Here is a 15195-nt window from a genome sequence, read left to right as displayed (position 1 = left end):
GACCTTCAATGACCGATCTCTGTAGAGCTACGGATCAGAAGGTCCCCGTGCCCCTGCCGTGCCCGATCGACCGGGAACTAGGAGGAACCACGGTGACCGATGGACAACGCACAGGAGAACGGCCCCCGACCGAATTACCTGGTCAGGGGCCATTCATCTGCGGTGGGTGTGGGATTTGAACTCACGGTGACATCGCTGCCACGACGGTTTTCAAGATCGCATCCGGCTTGGCGGGGTTGACTGGAAGTGGCGCCGGCGCGCGCGGAGGAAGGGCACCGTGCTGCTGAGCAGGACCAGGAGCAGGACAACCACGCCCGCAGGGGTGAGCTGGACCGTCACCTGCAGCGTGGTGGGCAGCACGGCCACCGCCACGCCCGCGACGGTCAACCGGTTACGCGTGCCGAAGAGCAGGGCGATCGCGAGGACCCCGGCCCACAGGACCCCGGTCCACAGCGGGCCGATGACGCTGAGAACGCCCAGCGTAAAGGGGTAGTACATGTCGACGAGCTGCCCGCCCGACACCAGGACGGCCGCCAGGGCGGTGGTTCCCATGATCGTGCGACGTTGTGACAGGGAGGGGCCGAGCAGATCCCTGGGTGCGGCGAGGACGACGGCGCCGGTGAGCAGCGGCACGGCCAGTCGAATCACTGCGATCGAGGGGGTGCCGTGGAAGCCGGAGGAGGTGAACGCCGCCAGCAGGACGTCGGCCAGGCACAGCACCATCGGCGGCACGACCAGTGCACGGGCCACGGTCCAGCGCCCGGTCCAGACAGCCGCGAGCGTCGCCAGCCAGAGCAGCGGCGTGAGGCCCGTGTTGGCCAGGCTCAGCACATTCGGGAGCGAGGACGCCGGCAAGGTCCGGACGCCGGGGGCGAAGAGCCACAACAGGCCCGCCACGAAGCTACCCGTCGCCACGGCGATAGCCAGCGGGGCCGCCTGCGCAAGGACCTGACCCGCCATCCGGTCGGAGCCCAGGCCGGTGCGCCGCCGCAGGCCATGGCCGGCGACATCGAGCGCCTCGCGCAGCCGACCGAGCGGGCCGGCATCCTGCGTCGCCTCGGCATAGATCGCGGTCAACTCGGCTTCGTGCTCAGCGCGGTAGGCGGCCGGATGGAGGCGCAGTGCCCAGCGGAACGCGAGTGAGCTGTGCTGCTGCGTCATGCCAGGGCCCCCTTCGGGCGGATGGCGTGGGCGCGACGGGCGGCCAGTCGACGCTCCGCCTCGGCGACGACAGCACGCAGCCGCTCCGTCTCGGCGGCCAGCACGTCTCGGCCGGCCTCGGCGAGGGCGTAGACCTTGCGCGCCCGACCGTCCACGACCTCCTCGCGCTCGACCCGGATCAGGCCCTGCTGGACCAGCCGGTCCAGCGCGCCGTAGAGAGTACCGGTGCGCATCCGCACACGGCCCTGGGAGATCGCGTCGATCTCCTGAATCAGTCCATAGCCGTGCCTGGGCTCGTCGGCCAGGGCAGTGAGCAGGAGCAGCGTCGGCTCCTGAAGCGGTCGCTCATTCATGCCGCCTATATATATCAGCGACCGGCATATGTTGTCGATCGATTCATCGTTCTGCCGCCCGGAGGCCCGATCCGCTGCCTGGGGGCCTGCGCCGCTGTGGCGGCGGCACGTCAGCGGGCTGATATCGCCCAGTCGTGTCCTGGACGGCAATGGCCAACCAGCCGATAGTTCGTGACGAAGAGGGCGCTCCGTTAGGGTGCGCCGCATGACCGACGCCCCGGCCTGTCCCGAGTGCAGCCAGCCGATGAGGTCCGGCGGCTTCGTCCTATCTCAGCCGGAGGAAGATGGCCGACGGACCTGCCGGACGCTATGGAGGTGTACCAGTCGGCATGTCTGGTGGTGCTGGGTCGACCGGCCGGACGAGCCTCTGGAGGTCTGCCCCGTGCCGGAACTGTTCCGCTGACATCAACGCCCCCGGACGGCCACAACAGACGGCGGCCAGTCGTAGCACCGGTACACGAGGCAGGCTGGCCGAGGGCGGATCGAACTCCTAAAGCGGTGCTCACCAGGCTCGGCCCTACCGCGGACATGCCAAGTAGGGTGCCTCTCATGACCACTTCTCCTGAGCACGTCGACAGCAGAGAAGACCTGGCTGCCTTCGTCCGTGCCCTCCACCGGAGCCACACCGAGGAGGGCCACTCATGGGAGAACGCGGACCTCGCGAGTTTCTTGGAGGCGCTGGCAGCATGGATCGACGACGCGGACGGCTGGTACGACAACGCCGCCCGCAATCTGCCCGCCGGTGACTGGAGCTTCTTCGCACGAGCTCTACGAGCTGCGACCACCTACGAGTAGCCCGTGGCTCACGGCAGACGCACAGATCGGACGGCCGCGCCCGTGCCAGAAACGTGCCAGATCGTGCGGGGAACCACGGGGAATGACGGGGACCAGGCCGCCGGTCAGTCAGGCCCCGCGCCCGCTCCACCGCAGTTCAGCCAAGCAGCCTCCCACCGGGAACCCGAGCTTCCCAAGCTGAGGGTTCGGCCGCACAGCGCCTGAGTCCATAGAGTCACCCCGGAGGAGGGCGAGATGTCGTCTCTAGCGATCACGTGGACATTGGGCAGTCAAGGCTGGGCCGTCGTCAAGGTGGCTGATGATCACGGCGAGGCGGAGGCCATCGCTTCCTACATTGCCGACGGACCCGAGCAGTTCCTCTACGCCGTTGCCCGGCTCGTCCTCGGTGACGAGGAAACACGCGCCGCGTTGGAGGGAGAGCCACAGGTGTACCGGTGGTTCTTCCACAGAGACGAATCTGTGGTCGACGTCCGCCTGGTCCTGGCCGACGGCGCCCAAGCTCCGGACAGATCAGGGGAAGTTCTCTGGTCGGGCCGCCACACAATCACGGCACTCGCACGGTCCGCCGTCCGAGCCTTCGACCGAATCGATCACGAGCAGGGCGAAGAAGCCTATGAGGCTCAATGGGGCCGGCCGTTTCCACGAAACGAACTCGAAGCTCTGCGAACCGCAATGCGGTCGCACCAGAGAGGCACAGCGACCAACGACACCGCCTCCGCGGCGGGCCTATGAGCGAGAGGCGGGCCGTCCCTGGGCCGTCCGACGCCGCTCAACAGTGCCTGCCTCCTGTCCCCTGGGCCGTCGGACATGTCACTGATCGTGGAGTTGAGGAGAGCATGGCCCTCCCGAGCCGTCATCGCCCTGCTCGACGACCCGGGAACGGACGCGTACCGCTCCGCGCTGCGCAGCGGGGCCGCGGGAGTGGTTGCCCACGACGCGGAGATGACGGAGATCGGAGAGGTGGTGAATGCCGCGCTGGAGGACCACGTCCGTCTGCCGGCCGCGACAGCCCGTGCACTGGCGGCCCGGACCACGGCTTCGGCGAGCGCGGAGCCTGCGCCGCGGGCTACGGGGCGGGTGCGCTGCTGAGCCTGCCGGCGAGCAGCAGGAGCACAGCGAGCAGCGGGAGGAGTACGAGCAGCGCTGGGCCGCGCTGCGGGTTCCGTTCGACGGAGACGCTGCGGCAGGGAGGTGCTCCCGGACCACCACGGGGGTCACGGGGTCACGGGGGACATGTCGCGCAGGTTGCCGAAGCAGCTCCCGGCCAAAGTCGTTCCGCCGACCGCGTGGGCGCCTTAACACTCTGACTTGCACGGGGTGGGTCGCTACGGTGATCGCATGACGCCCGACTCCATCTCACCCGCAGACATCGCGTCGATGCCCAGGACCGAGTTCGCCTTCCCTGGCACACTGCGCGACCAGCTCGTCGCGGCGATCCTCAACGGTTCGAAGACGTCCACAACAGGACTCGTCGTCGACTACGAGCACGAGGGAGAGCCCCTGCCGGAAGTCGGGAACCGTTCGGTGGTCATCGACTCGGACCATCGTCCGGTTGCGGTCATCGAGGTGACCAGCGTGCGCGTCGTCCCACTGGCGCAGGTGGATCTTGCGCACGTAACAGACGAGGGCGAAGGGCACACCAGCGTGGCCGAGTGGCGCGAAGGCCACGAGCGGTTCTGGCACAGCGAGGAGATGCGTACGGCCTTGGAGGACCCCGACTTTGCCGTCGACGACACGACGCCGGCTGTTCTGGAGCGCTTCCGCGTCATCGCCGACCTTCGCCTCTCCGATGGCACTGGTCGGTGCCACCGTCGTCGGCGTGTCCGTGCTGTCCGTCTCGCCGGCGGCCGCACTGAGCTGGAAGTGCAAGGAAAGCACCAAGACCAGCGACGACGCGGGATACAGCGGGCCTTGGGGCGACAACTGGGACTTCACCGTCAATAACTGCGTTGCCCGGTCCGGCAGTTACGTCTACGCCAAGGCCAAGGCGAGCTGGGACGCTCCCCCGTGGTACTCCGGGACGGACCTGTCGGAGACCTTCGACAGCGCCCACTTCCGGCTGTACCTCATGCACTCCGACGCGGGCGCGGACACAGTCCTGCTGAAGAGGGACTTCGACATCAAGTCCAAGCTGGCCGCCATGGACGGCAGCGGCAACGGTTCGTGGACCTCCTCCACGATCAAGAAGAAGGTCGGCGGCAAGAGCGCGTACGCCGACGGTGCCCTGCGTCTCAACTGGGACGAGGACGGCAAGGACGTCCGCACCTACGGCTTCAAGGCCAGCCGCTCGGTCTGAGGACCCTGCGCCATCGGTCCCGGCCGTCGGCCGGTACGGGTCGCGGGACCGGTCGTAGGACCGGTCCCGTGGTCGGTGTGGTGCCATGCCCGTATGGGCGCGGAGCGAGTGCTGATACTGCATCAGGGGGACGACCTCGACGTCGGTGAGATCCAGGAGCTCGTCGACTCGATCGAGAGGGATTCCGGTGACGGCCTCACCGGGGCGCGGGTGACCACCTATCCGGCGGCCGAGCCGACCGAGTCGGTGGCGCACGCCCTCGTGCTCCGGCTGGAGAGGGACGGTGAGGTCAGCCCCTGGATACGGCGGGTCGTCCCCCAGCACATGGTCAGGGTCGAGGCCACCGGAATGGCCCTGACCCGGCGGCCGGGGTGGAAGCGGCTGGCGGACGAGGACGCGCTGGCGTTCGTCGCCGGGGCCCGGGACGGGGAAGGGCGGCGGTTCGGTGACGACCTGCACGTGGTCGTGAGCCTCCTGCCCAGCACGAAGCCGCGGCGGATCCGGCGGCTCATGCCCGGCGGATACCTCCAGTGGGTGGACGGCGTGTTCCGCCGCGCCGGCGCGCCACTCGGCCGCATCGACGTCGCGCACTGGCTCGTGTGCGTGGACGGGCCGGCGCGCGTCCTGCATCTCGCCTATCTCTCCGCCGACCGGAACGTGATGCCGTTGCTGCCGTGGGAGGTGCTGTCCCGTGCCGAGAAGCGCGGGGGAAGGAAACTGACCTGAGGCGTCGGCGGACGAGCGCGTGCTCCTGCGGGACGATGTGACGACGTCGCGGTACCGGGTCATTCACCACACCTTCAACGGCCGCGGTGATGCCTTCACTGTCGGAGGTCTTCGGGAAGCGTGAGGGTCGTCAAGGCTGTCCACGCGGTCTGCTAGGACAGCACCCCCGCCAGCGTTCCCGCCAGTGTGAGCGTGAGGAAGACCGCGCCCCAGGCCATCGCCCGGCGTATGCAGCGGTACTTGATCCAGGCGGTGCGGGACAGGATCTCCAGCTGGGTCGCGTCGCCGGAGGAGGGCGCCCGGGAGGGGCGTCGGGGGGAGACGGCCAGACCGAGGAGGACGAGGGACGGGGCGCAGGCGGCGCAGCCGGCCCAGACCAGGAGCTGTGGGACGACGGCGTACTGGCCGGGCGCTATGAGGCCGCCGGCGATCGCGCCGAGCAGGGCGGTCAGGGCCGCGCCCAGGGTCGCCAGCGTCAGTCCGGCCTTGCTGTCGGCCTTCGCGAGTCGCTCGCGGGCCTCGGTCAGCAGGTCCCGGGTGAGTTCCGCCGCACGGTCGGTTTGCGTCCCGGTCCCGGTCCCGGTCTCGCCGCTCGGTGTGGTCATACCTCCCCCTCGCTCATCAGCGGCATTCCCGAGTACCCGGAAGTGGCTCTTCTAGTACGCGGAGTACGCGGAGTGCGAGTACTACGCGTACTCCGCGGGTCTCAGTTGTTCCACGTCTCGTCGTACGGGTCGGCCGGTGCCGGTACCGGTCTGGCGCTGGTGACCTCGAGGTACGGGATCGGGCCGTCGTTGACCGGGTCCTTGGTCCGGCGGGGTGTGTACCGGCCGGTGATCTCCAGCCAGGTGTCCGGGCTCAGGACCGGGGGGATGTTGCCGGTCAGGGCGATCTTGACCGGCTGGGCGTCCGCCGCGCAGCAGTTGAGGCCCATGCGGACCAGGTAGGGGGCGCCCGCCCGGTCCAGGGTGACGAAACCGGTGATCTTCAGCTCGCGGTCGCGGAGGGAGCGGCCGTCGTCGTAGACCGCGCGGCCGGCGTAGTCGGCCACGCCGAGTCGGAGGGGTTCGCCTGCGGGGAGGTCCGGGAAGCCGAAGGGCTTGGTCAGGGCCGTGCCCGTGTGGGCCGCGCTGTAGGAGCCCAGGGCCGGCGGGGCGACCAGGATCAGGGCGAGGACGGGGAGGGCGAGGAGCCAGGAGATGCGGGGCTCGTGGTGGTGCTGTCGCGCGGGTGCGCGGCGGCGTTCGTACCAGAGCGTCGCCGCCGCCGTCGCGATCAGCACCACGCCCGCCAGCAGGACCAGCGGGCGCAGGCCCGCCTTGACGTAGCGCAGGTAGAGGTCGGTGAGGCCGGCGTGCAGGAGTGTCGCGCCGAGCAGGAAGAGGAGGGCGGTCTGGGCCAGGCGGTTCACAGCAGGACCGTTCCGGTCAGGGCCGACACGACGACGGCCAGGGCGAACGTCGCGGGGGCGAAGCGCAGGGCGAAGGCACGGCCGAAGGTGCCCGCCTGCATCGCGAAGAGCTTCAGGTCGATCATCGGCCCTACTACCAGGAACGTCAGACGGGCCGTCAGGGAGAACTGGGTCAGGGACGCCGCCACGAACGCGTCCGCCTCCGAGCAGATGGACAGCAGGACGGCGAGCACCGCGAGGGCCAGCACCGAGAGCACCGGATTCCCGGCCGCCGCGCGCAGCCACTCCTCCGGCACCACCGCCTTCAGCGTCGCCGCGGCCATCGCACCGACCACCAGGAAACCGCCGGCGTGCATCACGTCGTGGCGCACCGAGCCCCAGAAGGCCGCCCCCTTGCCCCGGCCGTCGTACGAGGGTCTGTCGGGCGGGCGCAGCCAGTCCGTGCGGCCGAGGCGGTGCCAGAGCCAGCCCATCGCGCAGGCCACCAGCAGGCTCGCGACGAAGCGGGCCAGGACCATCTCCGGGTCGCCGGGGAAGGCGACGGCCGTCGCCGTCAGCACGATCGGGTTGATGGCGGGCGCCGAGAGGAGGAACGCCAGCGCCGCCGCCGGTGTGACCCCTCGGCGGACCAGCGCCCCGGCCACCGGCACCGACGCGCACTCGCAGCCCGGCAGCACCGCGCCCGCCGCGCCCGCGACCGGGACCGCCAGGGCCGGGCGCTTCGGCAGGGCCCGGGCGAAGAAGGACGGCGGCACGAACACCGCGATCGCCGCCGACAGCAGCACGCCGAGCACCAGGAACGGCAGCGCCTGGACCAGGACCGCGACGAACACGGTCATCCAGCTCTGCATCACCGGTGCGGACAGGGCCCCGCGGATCGGGTCCTGGAGCATCACCGCCGTGAGCAGCAGGAGGGTGAGCAGGAGGGGGGAGTTGAGGTGGCGGGCTTCGTCCGGGTCCGGGCCGAGGTCGTCGACCTCGTCGGCCGCTTCGGCCTTGTCGACCTCGTCGGTCTCCTGCGGAGCGGGTTTCGTGGTGGCCACCGGCCCGGTACCTCCGGTCGTGCGCACGGGCATTGCCTCCCCTTCTGTACGCCCCGTCCACGGCGGGCGTTCAGCCACTGCGGTTCCTTTCTGGAACCAGCCGTCCCGGTGAGGCAGTCTTCTCCCTTGTGGTGAGCGTTCCGAACCAAGGTCTGCCAGGTGATCCGGCCACGCACATGATCGTGTGCGGGGACGACGGACTCGCGCACCGGCTGGCCGCCGAACTCCGCGGTGTGTACGGCGAACAGGTCACGCTCGTGGTGCCGCCCTCGGGGCGCCGGGTGCGGCAGCCGGTGGTCGGACGGGCCCGGGCCGCCTCGGCGGCCCTGCTCGACCGGGTCAGCGCGGCGGTCAACCGGACGGGCGCGGGCGGCGCCGAACCGGCCGCGAACGAGCAGGTCGTGGAGGCCGCCGAGGTCACCGAGGCCGTGCTCACCGACGTGGGCGCCGACCGGGCGGCGGCCCTGGCGCTCGTGTACGACGACGACGAGACCAACATCCGCGCCGCGCTCACCGCCCGCCGGCTCAACCCCCGCCTCAGGCTCGTACTCCGCCTGTACAACCGGCGGCTGGGCCAGCACATCGAGGAACTGCTCGACCAGACGGCGGCGGTGGCCTCCGGCACGGGGCCCGGCACGGGAGGGCTGGACGCGTCGACGACCGTGCTGTCCGACGCCGACACGGCCGCGCCCGCGCTGGCCGCCACCGCCCTCGTCGGGACCAGCAAGGTCGTCCAGACCGAAGGGCTCGTCCTGCGTGCCGTGGAGCGGCAGCCACCGCGGCCGGGCGAGGTGGCCGACCCCGGTCTGTGCACCCTGGCGCTGCTGTCCGCGACGAGCAACGACCCGGCCGGCGCGGACGGTTCCGAGAGCAGCGGGGAGCAGGGCCCGCAACTGCTGCCGGACGAGGCGGCGGTGGCGTCGGCGACCGGGCGCGGGACCGTCGTCCTGGAGCAGGTGTCGTACTCCGGGCCGTCCCTGCCCTCCGGGCGGGGCGGTGTGCCGCCGTTCGCCTCGCTGTTCTCACGCCGGCTGCGGTGGTCGCTGGCCGGGCTGGTGGGATGTGTGCTCGCGCTCGCCGTCGCGTTGATGTTCGTGACCGGGGAGCATCCGCTGTACGCCACGTACGTCACGCTCCTCGACCTGTTCGGCATCAACGATCCCGCGTTCCACGAGTCGACCGGGCGGCAGGTCCTGCAACTGCTGTCCGGGCTGGTCGGGTTGCTGCTGCTGCCGGTGCTGCTGGCCGCGGTGCTGGAGGCACTGGGCACGTTCCGCAGCGCGTCTGCGCTGCGCAAGCCGCCGCGGGGGCTCGGCGGGCATGTGGTGCTGCTCGGGCTCGGCAAGATCGGGACGCGGGTGCTGACGCGGCTGCGGGAGCTGCACATTCCCGTGGTGTGCGTCGAGTCCGATCCGGAGGCCAGGGGGATGGCGACGGCGCGGCGGCTGCGGGTGCCGGTGGTGCTCGGAGATGTCACGCAGGAGGGGGTGCTGGAGGCCGCGAAGATCCATCGGGCGCATGCGTTGCTGGCGTTGACCAGTGCGGACACGACGAATCTGGAGGCCGCGTTGTACGCGCGGTCCGTGCGGCCTGATCTGCGGGTGGTGTTGCGGCTGTACGACGACGACTTCGCGACCGCGGTGTACCGGACGCTGCGGGCCGCGCATCCGTTCGCCCTCACCCGGAGCCGGAGTGTGTCCCATCTGGCCGCGCCCGCGTTCGCCGGAGCGATGATGGGGCGGCAGATTCTGGGGGCGATTCCGGTCGAGCGGCGGGTGTTGCTGTTCGCGGAGGTGGAGGTGGCCGGGCATCCGCAGTTGGAGGGGCGGACGGTGAGGGAGGCGTTCCGGGCGGGGGCGTGGCGGGTGCTGGCGCTCAATACGGCACGTCCTGGGGGGCGGCGGGGTGAGGGGGAGAGTCCGGAGGAGGAAGGGGCGCCGGCTTCGGGGCTGGTGTGGGATCTGCCTCCTACGTATGTGCTGGGGGCGGATGATCGGGTGGTGCTGGCGGCTACGCGGCGGGGGTTGGCGGAGTTGCTGGGGCGGAGGAGGCGGGAGCGGGCTGGGGCGTAGACGCCGAGCGGTGGGGTTCTCGGCTCGGCGTCACGAGGTGCGGGGGGTCGGGCTGGGCCGGGGGTTGCACAACCCGGCGTTACGAGGTGCGCGGCGTCGAGCTGAGGCCGGGGCGTTGCGCAGCCCGGCGTTACGAGGTGCGCGGCGTCGAGCTGAGGCCGGGGCGTTGCGCAGCCCGGCGCAGCGGGGTGCCGCCCGCGCCCACCCGTGCCGCCCCAAGCGGCACGACTGCCCGCGGGTTACGGGTACCCCGGCCCCCGGGTGACGGGCCCCCGCGCCACGGGGGGACGAACGCTCGCGCCCCGCGGGTAACGAGCACTCGCGCCCCGCGGATCAGGAACACTCGCGCCCCGCGGATCACGAGCCCCCGCGCCCCGCGAGTCACGCGTCAGCGGCGGCGCCCCGCGCATCACGACCGTCGGCTCAAATACCTCTCCGCGAACTCCAGCTCCAGCCGCACCTGCTTGATCCGTTCGTCCACCACCAGCGACCCGTGCCCGGCGTCATAGCGGTACACCTCGTGGACCGCGCCTCTCGCCTCCAGGCGCTTGACGTAGTTCTCGATCTGGCGGATGGGGCAACGGGGGTCGTTGACGCCGGCCGAGATGTAGACCGGGGCCTTGACCTGGTCGACGTAGGTGAGGGGGGAGGAGGCCTCGAAGCGGTCGGGGACCTCTTCGGGGGTGCCGCCGAGGAGTGTGCGGTCCATCGCCTTCAGCGCTTCCATCTCGTCGTGGTACGCCGTGACGTAGTCGGCGACGGGGACCGCCGCGATGCCCAGGGCCCACGCGTCGGGCTGGACGCCGAGGCCGAGGAGGGTGAGGTAGCCGCCCCAGGAACCACCGGTGAGGATGAGGCGGTCGGGATCGGCGAGGCCGGAGGTGACGGCCCATTCGCGGACCGCGGCGATGTCCTCCAGTTCGATGAGACCCACGCGGTGCTTCAGGGCGTCGGTCCAGGCACGGCCGTAGCCCGTCGAGCCGCGGTAGTTGACCCGGACCACCGCGTAGCCGTGGTCGACCCACGCCGCCGGGCCCGCCGCGAAGGAGTCGCTGTCGTGCCAGGTCGGGCCGCCGTGGATGTCGAAGACCGTGGGGAGTGGGCCGGTGGTGCCCTTCGGCTTCTGGACGAGGGCGTGGATGAGGCCGCCCGGCCCTTCCACCCACACGTCCTCCACCGGCACCGAGCCGGGCGACTTCATGCCGGGCGGGTCGAGCACGACACCGCCGGCCGTGGAGCGGACGGCCGACGGCTCGGCGGCCGAGGACCACAGGTACTCCACGCTGCCGTCGGGCCGGGCCGTGGCGCCGGACACCGTGCCGGGCGGGGTCGGGATCTCGGTCAGGGCGCGGCTCGCCAGGTCGTAGCGGAACAGCTCGCTGCGGGCCTCGAAGCTGTGCGCGATGAGCAGGCCGCTGCCGTCCGGGTACCACTCGGCACTGACGTCGCCCGGCAGTTCCAGCGCCAGGTCCGTCTCCTCGCCGGAGGCGACGTCCCAGACCAGGGGCTCCCAGCGGCCCCGGCGCTGGTGGCCGATGAGAAGGCGGGTGTCGCCGTCGACGGGGGCGAAACCGAGGACCTCCAGGCCGAGCTCGCGCGTACCGCCCTCGGTGTCGTCGAGGTCGGCGACCGGGGTGCCGTCGGTGCGCAGGACGCGCAGGGCGGAGTGCATGGCGTCGCCGTGCTCGGTGTGCTCGATGGCGATGAGCGAGCCGTCGTGGGAGAGGTCGCCGACGCCGGCCGACTCGCGGTGGCGGTAGATCTCCACCGGGTCCCCGCCGGTGCGGACGAGGTGGATCGTCGTACCGTCCTCGTCGGTGGAGCGGCCGACGACCGCCGTGCGCCCGTCTCGGCCGAGGGCGAGGCCCGCCGGGTAGGAGGCGTCCAGGCCCTCGGCGGCGAGTTCGTCCGGGCCGCCCGTGAAGGGCTGGCGGCGCCAGACTCCGAACTCGTCGCCGTCCTTGTCGTCGAACCACCAGATCCAGGCGCCGTCCGGTGACAGCACGCCGTCCGTCGTGCCGTTCGGCCGGTCCGTCACCTGGCGCTGCTCGCCCGTCGACCGGTCCCAGGCGTACAGCTCGTACGTCCCCGTCGCGTTCGACACGAACAGGGAGCGGTCCGGCGCGTCCTCCGCCCAGTCGGGCAGGGACACCCTGGGCGCCCGGAAGCGCTTCTCCCAGTCCGGCATCCGCTCCTGCTGCCCCGCCTGTACCTCTTGCTCGTGCTGGTCCCGCTGATCCCGCTGATCCCGCGCGTCGGATCCGTTGCTCTCAGTCATGGCCCCATAGTGCCTCCCCCCGCCGACAATTCGCTGGCGAGGTCCCCAGCCTGTGGATAACCTCCACCGGTCCCCCTTCTGAGCAGGTCAGGAGTGACCCCCATGTACTCCCCCACCCCGGCCGACTGGCACGAGGCCAACCGCGCCCACTGGGACGAACGCGTCCCCCTGCACGCCGCCGGCGATTTCTACGACCTCGACTCCTTCCGGGCCGGCCAGGACCCCTTGCGCGACTTCGAACTCGCCGAGGTCGGCGACGTCTCCGGCCGCTCTCTGCTGCACCTGCAGTGCCATATCGGCCTGGACACGCTTTCCTGGGCCCGGCACGGCGCCGCCCGTGTCGTCGGCCTGGACTTCTCCGCACCGGCGGTCGACATCGCCCGCGGCCTCGCGCGCGACCTCGGCCTCGGCGAGGACCGGGCGGCCTTCGTCGCGGCGGACGTGTACGACGCGGCCGGCGCGGTCCCGGACCCGTCGTACGACATCGTCTACACCGGCGTCGGCGCGCTGTGCTGGCTGCCCGACATCGGGCGCTGGGCCGAGACGGCGGCCTCGCTGGTGGCGCCCGGCGGGTTCCTGTACCTCTGCGAGTTCCATCCGCTCACCGACGTCCTCGACGACGAGACCGGCTCGCGGATCACGTACGACTACTTCGCCCGTGACGCCTGGATCGAGGAGAGTCCGGGTTCGTACGCGGCCGAGGGCGCCGACTTCGTCCACAACCGGCGCGTGGAGTGGCAACACCCGGTCGGCGAGGTCGTCTCGGCGCTGGCGGCGGCCGGGCTGCGCATCGAGTTCCTGCGCGAGCACGACGTCTCGCTGTTCCGGCGGTTCGGGTGCTTCGAGCGGCGGGACGGCTACTTCCGCTATCCGGCGGACCGGCCGCGGATCCCGCTGATGTACTCGATCCGGGCCCGCAAGGACTGACGAAGCGGTACCGAGTCGTGCCGACCCCGCAGGCCGGACCCGCCCGGCAGCCCCGTACCGTAAGGGTGTGTACCGGTTTCTGCTGACGCCCCGATGGTGGGGGATCAACGTCTTCGTGCTGTTGTCCATCCCCTTCTGCATCTTCATGGGGTCCTGGCAGCTGGGCCGGTTCGAGGACCGTGTGCAGGACCACCGCACGGCCACCGAGCAGGTCGCCGAGGCCCGGCACGAGGCGCCCCGGCCGCTCGGGGAGATGCTGCCGGTGACCAAGGCGACGTCCGGCAAGCAGGTCACCGCGACCGGTCGCTACGGCAGGCAGCTGCTGGTGCCCGGCCGGGAGCTCGACGGCAAGCAGGGTTTCTACGTCCTGACGCTGCTGCGCACCGACTCGGGCGAGGCGCTGCCGGTGGTCCGGGGGTGGCTGCCGGGTGCCGCCGACGCGGCGAAGGCGCCCGCGCCGCCCGCCGGTGAGGTCACGGTCACGGGGGCGCTCCAGGCGTCCGAGACGCCGGGGGACAACGGCGTGAGTGCGCAGGGCGGGCTGCCGGCCGGGCAGACCGCGGCGATCAGTGCGGCGTCCTTGGTGAACCTGGTGCCGTACGACGTGTACGACGCGTGGGTCACGTTGGCGAAGGGTGACTCGGGGATGAAGGCGGTGCCGGCGAGTGCGCCGCCGGACACCGGGCTGGACCTGAAGGCGTTCCAGAACCTCGGTTACACCGCCGAGTGGTTCGCTTTCGTGGGGTTCGTGATCTTCATGTGGTTCCGGTTGCTGCGGCGTGAAGTGGAGTTCGCGCGGGATGCGGAGCTGGGGTTGGTGCCGGAGGAGGAGCCTGTCGCTGCGGACGCCGGTGCCAAGTGAGCGGCGTCGCTGCTGAGGCCCAGTGGGTCCGCAGCCCGGCGTAGCGGGATGCCGCTGCGCCCACCCGTGCCGCCCCAGCGGCACGACTGCCCGCAGCTAGGACAACTACGACGCCGCCAGTACGCCCGTCCAGTAGACCGTCCCCGCGCACGCGTTGGGCACCGTCACCGAGCCCGCGCCCGAGCCGGTGGCCGGTGTGTACGTGACCGCCACGCTGCCGTCGGCCGTGCCGTCCTCCGTGGCCAGCTGCGGGGCCGTGCCCGTGCCCGTGTCGCCGCCGGTGGAGGTACCGCCCGCGGCCGCGCTGTCCTCCGTCGGAGTGGGGTCGGGAGTGGGGTCGGGAGTGGGGTCGGGGTCGGGGTCGGGGTCGCCGGGGGCGGGGCAGGTCTCACTGGGGACCCAGGCGAACTTCACGTCGTAGGCGGCTCCCGGCGAGAGCACCAGCTGGGTGGCCTCCAGGGACGGGTCGGGCAGGCCGGCCGCCGCGTCCCCGGCCGTGTGCCGGACCGCACCGACCTTGCTGACGTCGGCCGCGCCCTGCGCCAGCGCGCTCACCGAGCCGGGGTCGGTGACCGTGCAGCTCGCCGCGGAGACGTTGGTGACACGGAAGGTGCCGTAGACCGCGCCGGTGGAGTCGGGGGCGACGCTGCTTCCGGCGGCGGGGCCGAGCTGGGCGGCGGTGCACGCCTGGATGCCCGCGGCGGCGGTGGAGGACGGGCCGGCACCCTGGGACGCTCCGGCCGAGGCGCCGGGGCCCTTGCTTTCCTTGTCCTTCTGCTTCTTCTCGCCCTTTTCCTTGCCCTCGGTCTTGCCGGGGGAGCCGCCCGCGGAGCTCTCGCCGCCGTCCGGGCCCTTGCCCTGGCCCGCGCCGCCCTGTGCCTCGGAAGCGTGGCCGATCGCGGACGGGTTGGCCTCGGAGCCGGTGGAGTTGGAGACGTGCACGAGGGCGGGGATGGCCGTGCCGATGAACAGCGCGGCGGCTGCCATACCGACGACGGCCTGCCGCTTGCGGGTCCGCCGCTGGGGCACCGCCTTGCGCAGATAGTCCAGCGTGCCGTCGCGCGGTTCCACCTCCTGCACCGCTTCGTGCAGCATCCTGCGCAGGTCCAGCTCGTCCGACTCGAGCCCCTTGGGGCCCTTTTCGTCCAGGCCGTGGTTCACAGTTCCGTTCCCAGCGTGCGATTGCTTCGGATCTTGCCCGTGCAGCTTTGTCGGCTCGTGCCACTCGAAGGGCTCGTGCCGGTCGCGCCCGTCACGGCGCGCGCCGTCGC

15 protein-coding genes and 1 pseudogene are annotated in these 15195 nt (G+C 71.5%); 9 read left to right on the top strand and 7 right to left on the bottom strand.

The annotated features are described in order from the left end of the window. Positions 1–210: 210 nt before the first annotated feature. Together PV963_RS25030 and PV963_RS25025 are read right to left on the bottom strand one after the other, a co-directional pair. Positions 211–1161 carry a hypothetical protein gene (locus tag PV963_RS25030; RefSeq protein WP_274817987.1) on the bottom strand — a complete coding sequence of 317 codons (951 nt, stop codon included), beginning with the start codon at positions 1159–1161 and terminating at the stop codon, positions 211–213. Next, positions 1158–1514, bottom strand: a complete 357-nt coding sequence (locus tag PV963_RS25025) for a PadR family transcriptional regulator (RefSeq protein ID WP_189944291.1) — start codon at positions 1512–1514, stop codon at positions 1158–1160. Before PV963_RS25025 ends, PV963_RS25030 begins: the two co-directional genes overlap by 4 nt. Before the next feature lie 549 nt (positions 1515–2063). Here PV963_RS25025 and PV963_RS25020 point away from each other — a divergent pair. The 6 genes and pseudogenes from PV963_RS25020 (at position 2064) to PV963_RS24995 (ending at position 5331) form a co-directional block, all read left to right on the top strand. Further along, positions 2064–2309 (top strand): DUF7660 family protein, encoded by a 246-nt coding sequence (locus PV963_RS25020; RefSeq protein ID WP_274817986.1) that lies wholly within the window; start codon positions 2064–2066, stop codon positions 2307–2309. A 234-nt stretch (positions 2310–2543) separates the two neighbouring features. Continuing rightward, positions 2544–3041, top strand: a complete 498-nt coding sequence (locus tag PV963_RS25015) for a hypothetical protein (RefSeq protein ID WP_274817985.1) — start codon at positions 2544–2546, stop codon at positions 3039–3041. Positions 3042–3116: 75 nt separating this feature from the next. After that, positions 3117–3398, top strand: a complete 282-nt coding sequence (locus tag PV963_RS25010) for a hypothetical protein (RefSeq protein ID WP_274817984.1) — start codon at positions 3117–3119, stop codon at positions 3396–3398. 249 nt (positions 3399–3647) lie between these two features. Then, positions 3648–4100: pseudogene (locus PV963_RS25005) on the top strand (ASCH domain-containing protein); the annotation flags it as partial. After that, entirely contained in the window at positions 4099–4605 is a 507-nt protein-coding gene (locus PV963_RS25000; protein WP_274822313.1) for a hypothetical protein, read from the top strand. The pseudogene PV963_RS25005 and the gene PV963_RS25000, both read left to right, overlap by 2 nt. 93 nt (positions 4606–4698) lie before the next feature. Next, positions 4699–5331 (top strand): hypothetical protein, encoded by a 633-nt coding sequence (locus PV963_RS24995; protein ID WP_274817983.1) that lies wholly within the window; start codon positions 4699–4701, stop codon positions 5329–5331. Between the two features lie 152 nt (positions 5332–5483). Here PV963_RS24995 and PV963_RS24990 read toward each other — a convergent pair whose 3' ends face one another. The 3 genes from PV963_RS24990 to PV963_RS24980 form a co-directional block, all read right to left on the bottom strand. Then, positions 5484–5936, bottom strand: a complete 453-nt coding sequence (locus PV963_RS24990; protein WP_274817982.1) for a hypothetical protein — start codon at positions 5934–5936, stop codon at positions 5484–5486. 101 nt (positions 5937–6037) lie between these two features. After that, positions 6038–6742 (bottom strand): TIGR03943 family putative permease subunit, encoded by a 705-nt coding sequence (locus tag PV963_RS24985; protein ID WP_274817981.1) that lies wholly within the window; start codon positions 6740–6742, stop codon positions 6038–6040. Beyond that, positions 6739–7785 carry a permease gene (locus tag PV963_RS24980; RefSeq protein WP_425541032.1) on the bottom strand — a complete coding sequence of 349 codons (1047 nt, stop codon included), beginning with the start codon at positions 7783–7785 and terminating at the stop codon, positions 6739–6741. The genes PV963_RS24985 and PV963_RS24980 overlap by 4 nt, the downstream gene beginning before the upstream one ends. 176 nt (positions 7786–7961) lie before the next feature. On the opposite strand from PV963_RS24980, the gene PV963_RS24975 reads away from it, so the two are divergent. Then, positions 7962–9857 carry a potassium channel family protein gene (locus PV963_RS24975; RefSeq protein WP_274817979.1) on the top strand — a complete coding sequence of 632 codons (1896 nt, stop codon included), beginning with the start codon at positions 7962–7964 and terminating at the stop codon, positions 9855–9857. A 409-nt stretch (positions 9858–10266) separates the two neighbouring features. Here PV963_RS24975 and PV963_RS24970 read toward each other — a convergent pair whose 3' ends face one another. Then, on the bottom strand, positions 10267–12135 hold the full coding sequence (locus PV963_RS24970; protein ID WP_274817978.1) for a S9 family peptidase: 1869 nt from the start codon (positions 12133–12135) through the stop codon (positions 10267–10269). Positions 12136–12237: 102 nt separating this feature from the next. On the opposite strand from PV963_RS24970, the gene PV963_RS24965 reads away from it, so the two are divergent. Next, a complete protein-coding gene (locus tag PV963_RS24965; RefSeq protein ID WP_274817977.1) occupies positions 12238–13062 on the top strand; it encodes a class I SAM-dependent methyltransferase in 825 nt (274 codons plus the stop codon). 67 nt (positions 13063–13129) lie between these two features. Beyond that, positions 13130–13924 (top strand): SURF1 family protein, encoded by a 795-nt coding sequence (locus PV963_RS24960; RefSeq protein ID WP_274817976.1) that lies wholly within the window; start codon positions 13130–13132, stop codon positions 13922–13924. A gap of 105 nt (positions 13925–14029) precedes the next feature. On the opposite strand, the gene PV963_RS24955 is transcribed toward PV963_RS24960, so the two are convergent. Continuing rightward, complete coding sequence (locus tag PV963_RS24955; protein WP_274817975.1) at positions 14030–15085, bottom strand: hypothetical protein; 1056 nt, start codon at positions 15083–15085, stop codon at positions 14030–14032. Between the last annotated feature and the right edge of the window lie 110 nt (positions 15086–15195).

This window comes from Streptomyces coeruleorubidus, from assembly GCF_028885415.1.
Classification (GTDB): Bacteria; Actinomycetota; Actinomycetes; order Streptomycetales; family Streptomycetaceae; genus Streptomyces; species Streptomyces coeruleorubidus_A.
The sequence above is the reverse complement of the archived record's forward strand: the minus strand, read 5'-3'. Positions and strand labels throughout refer to the sequence as shown.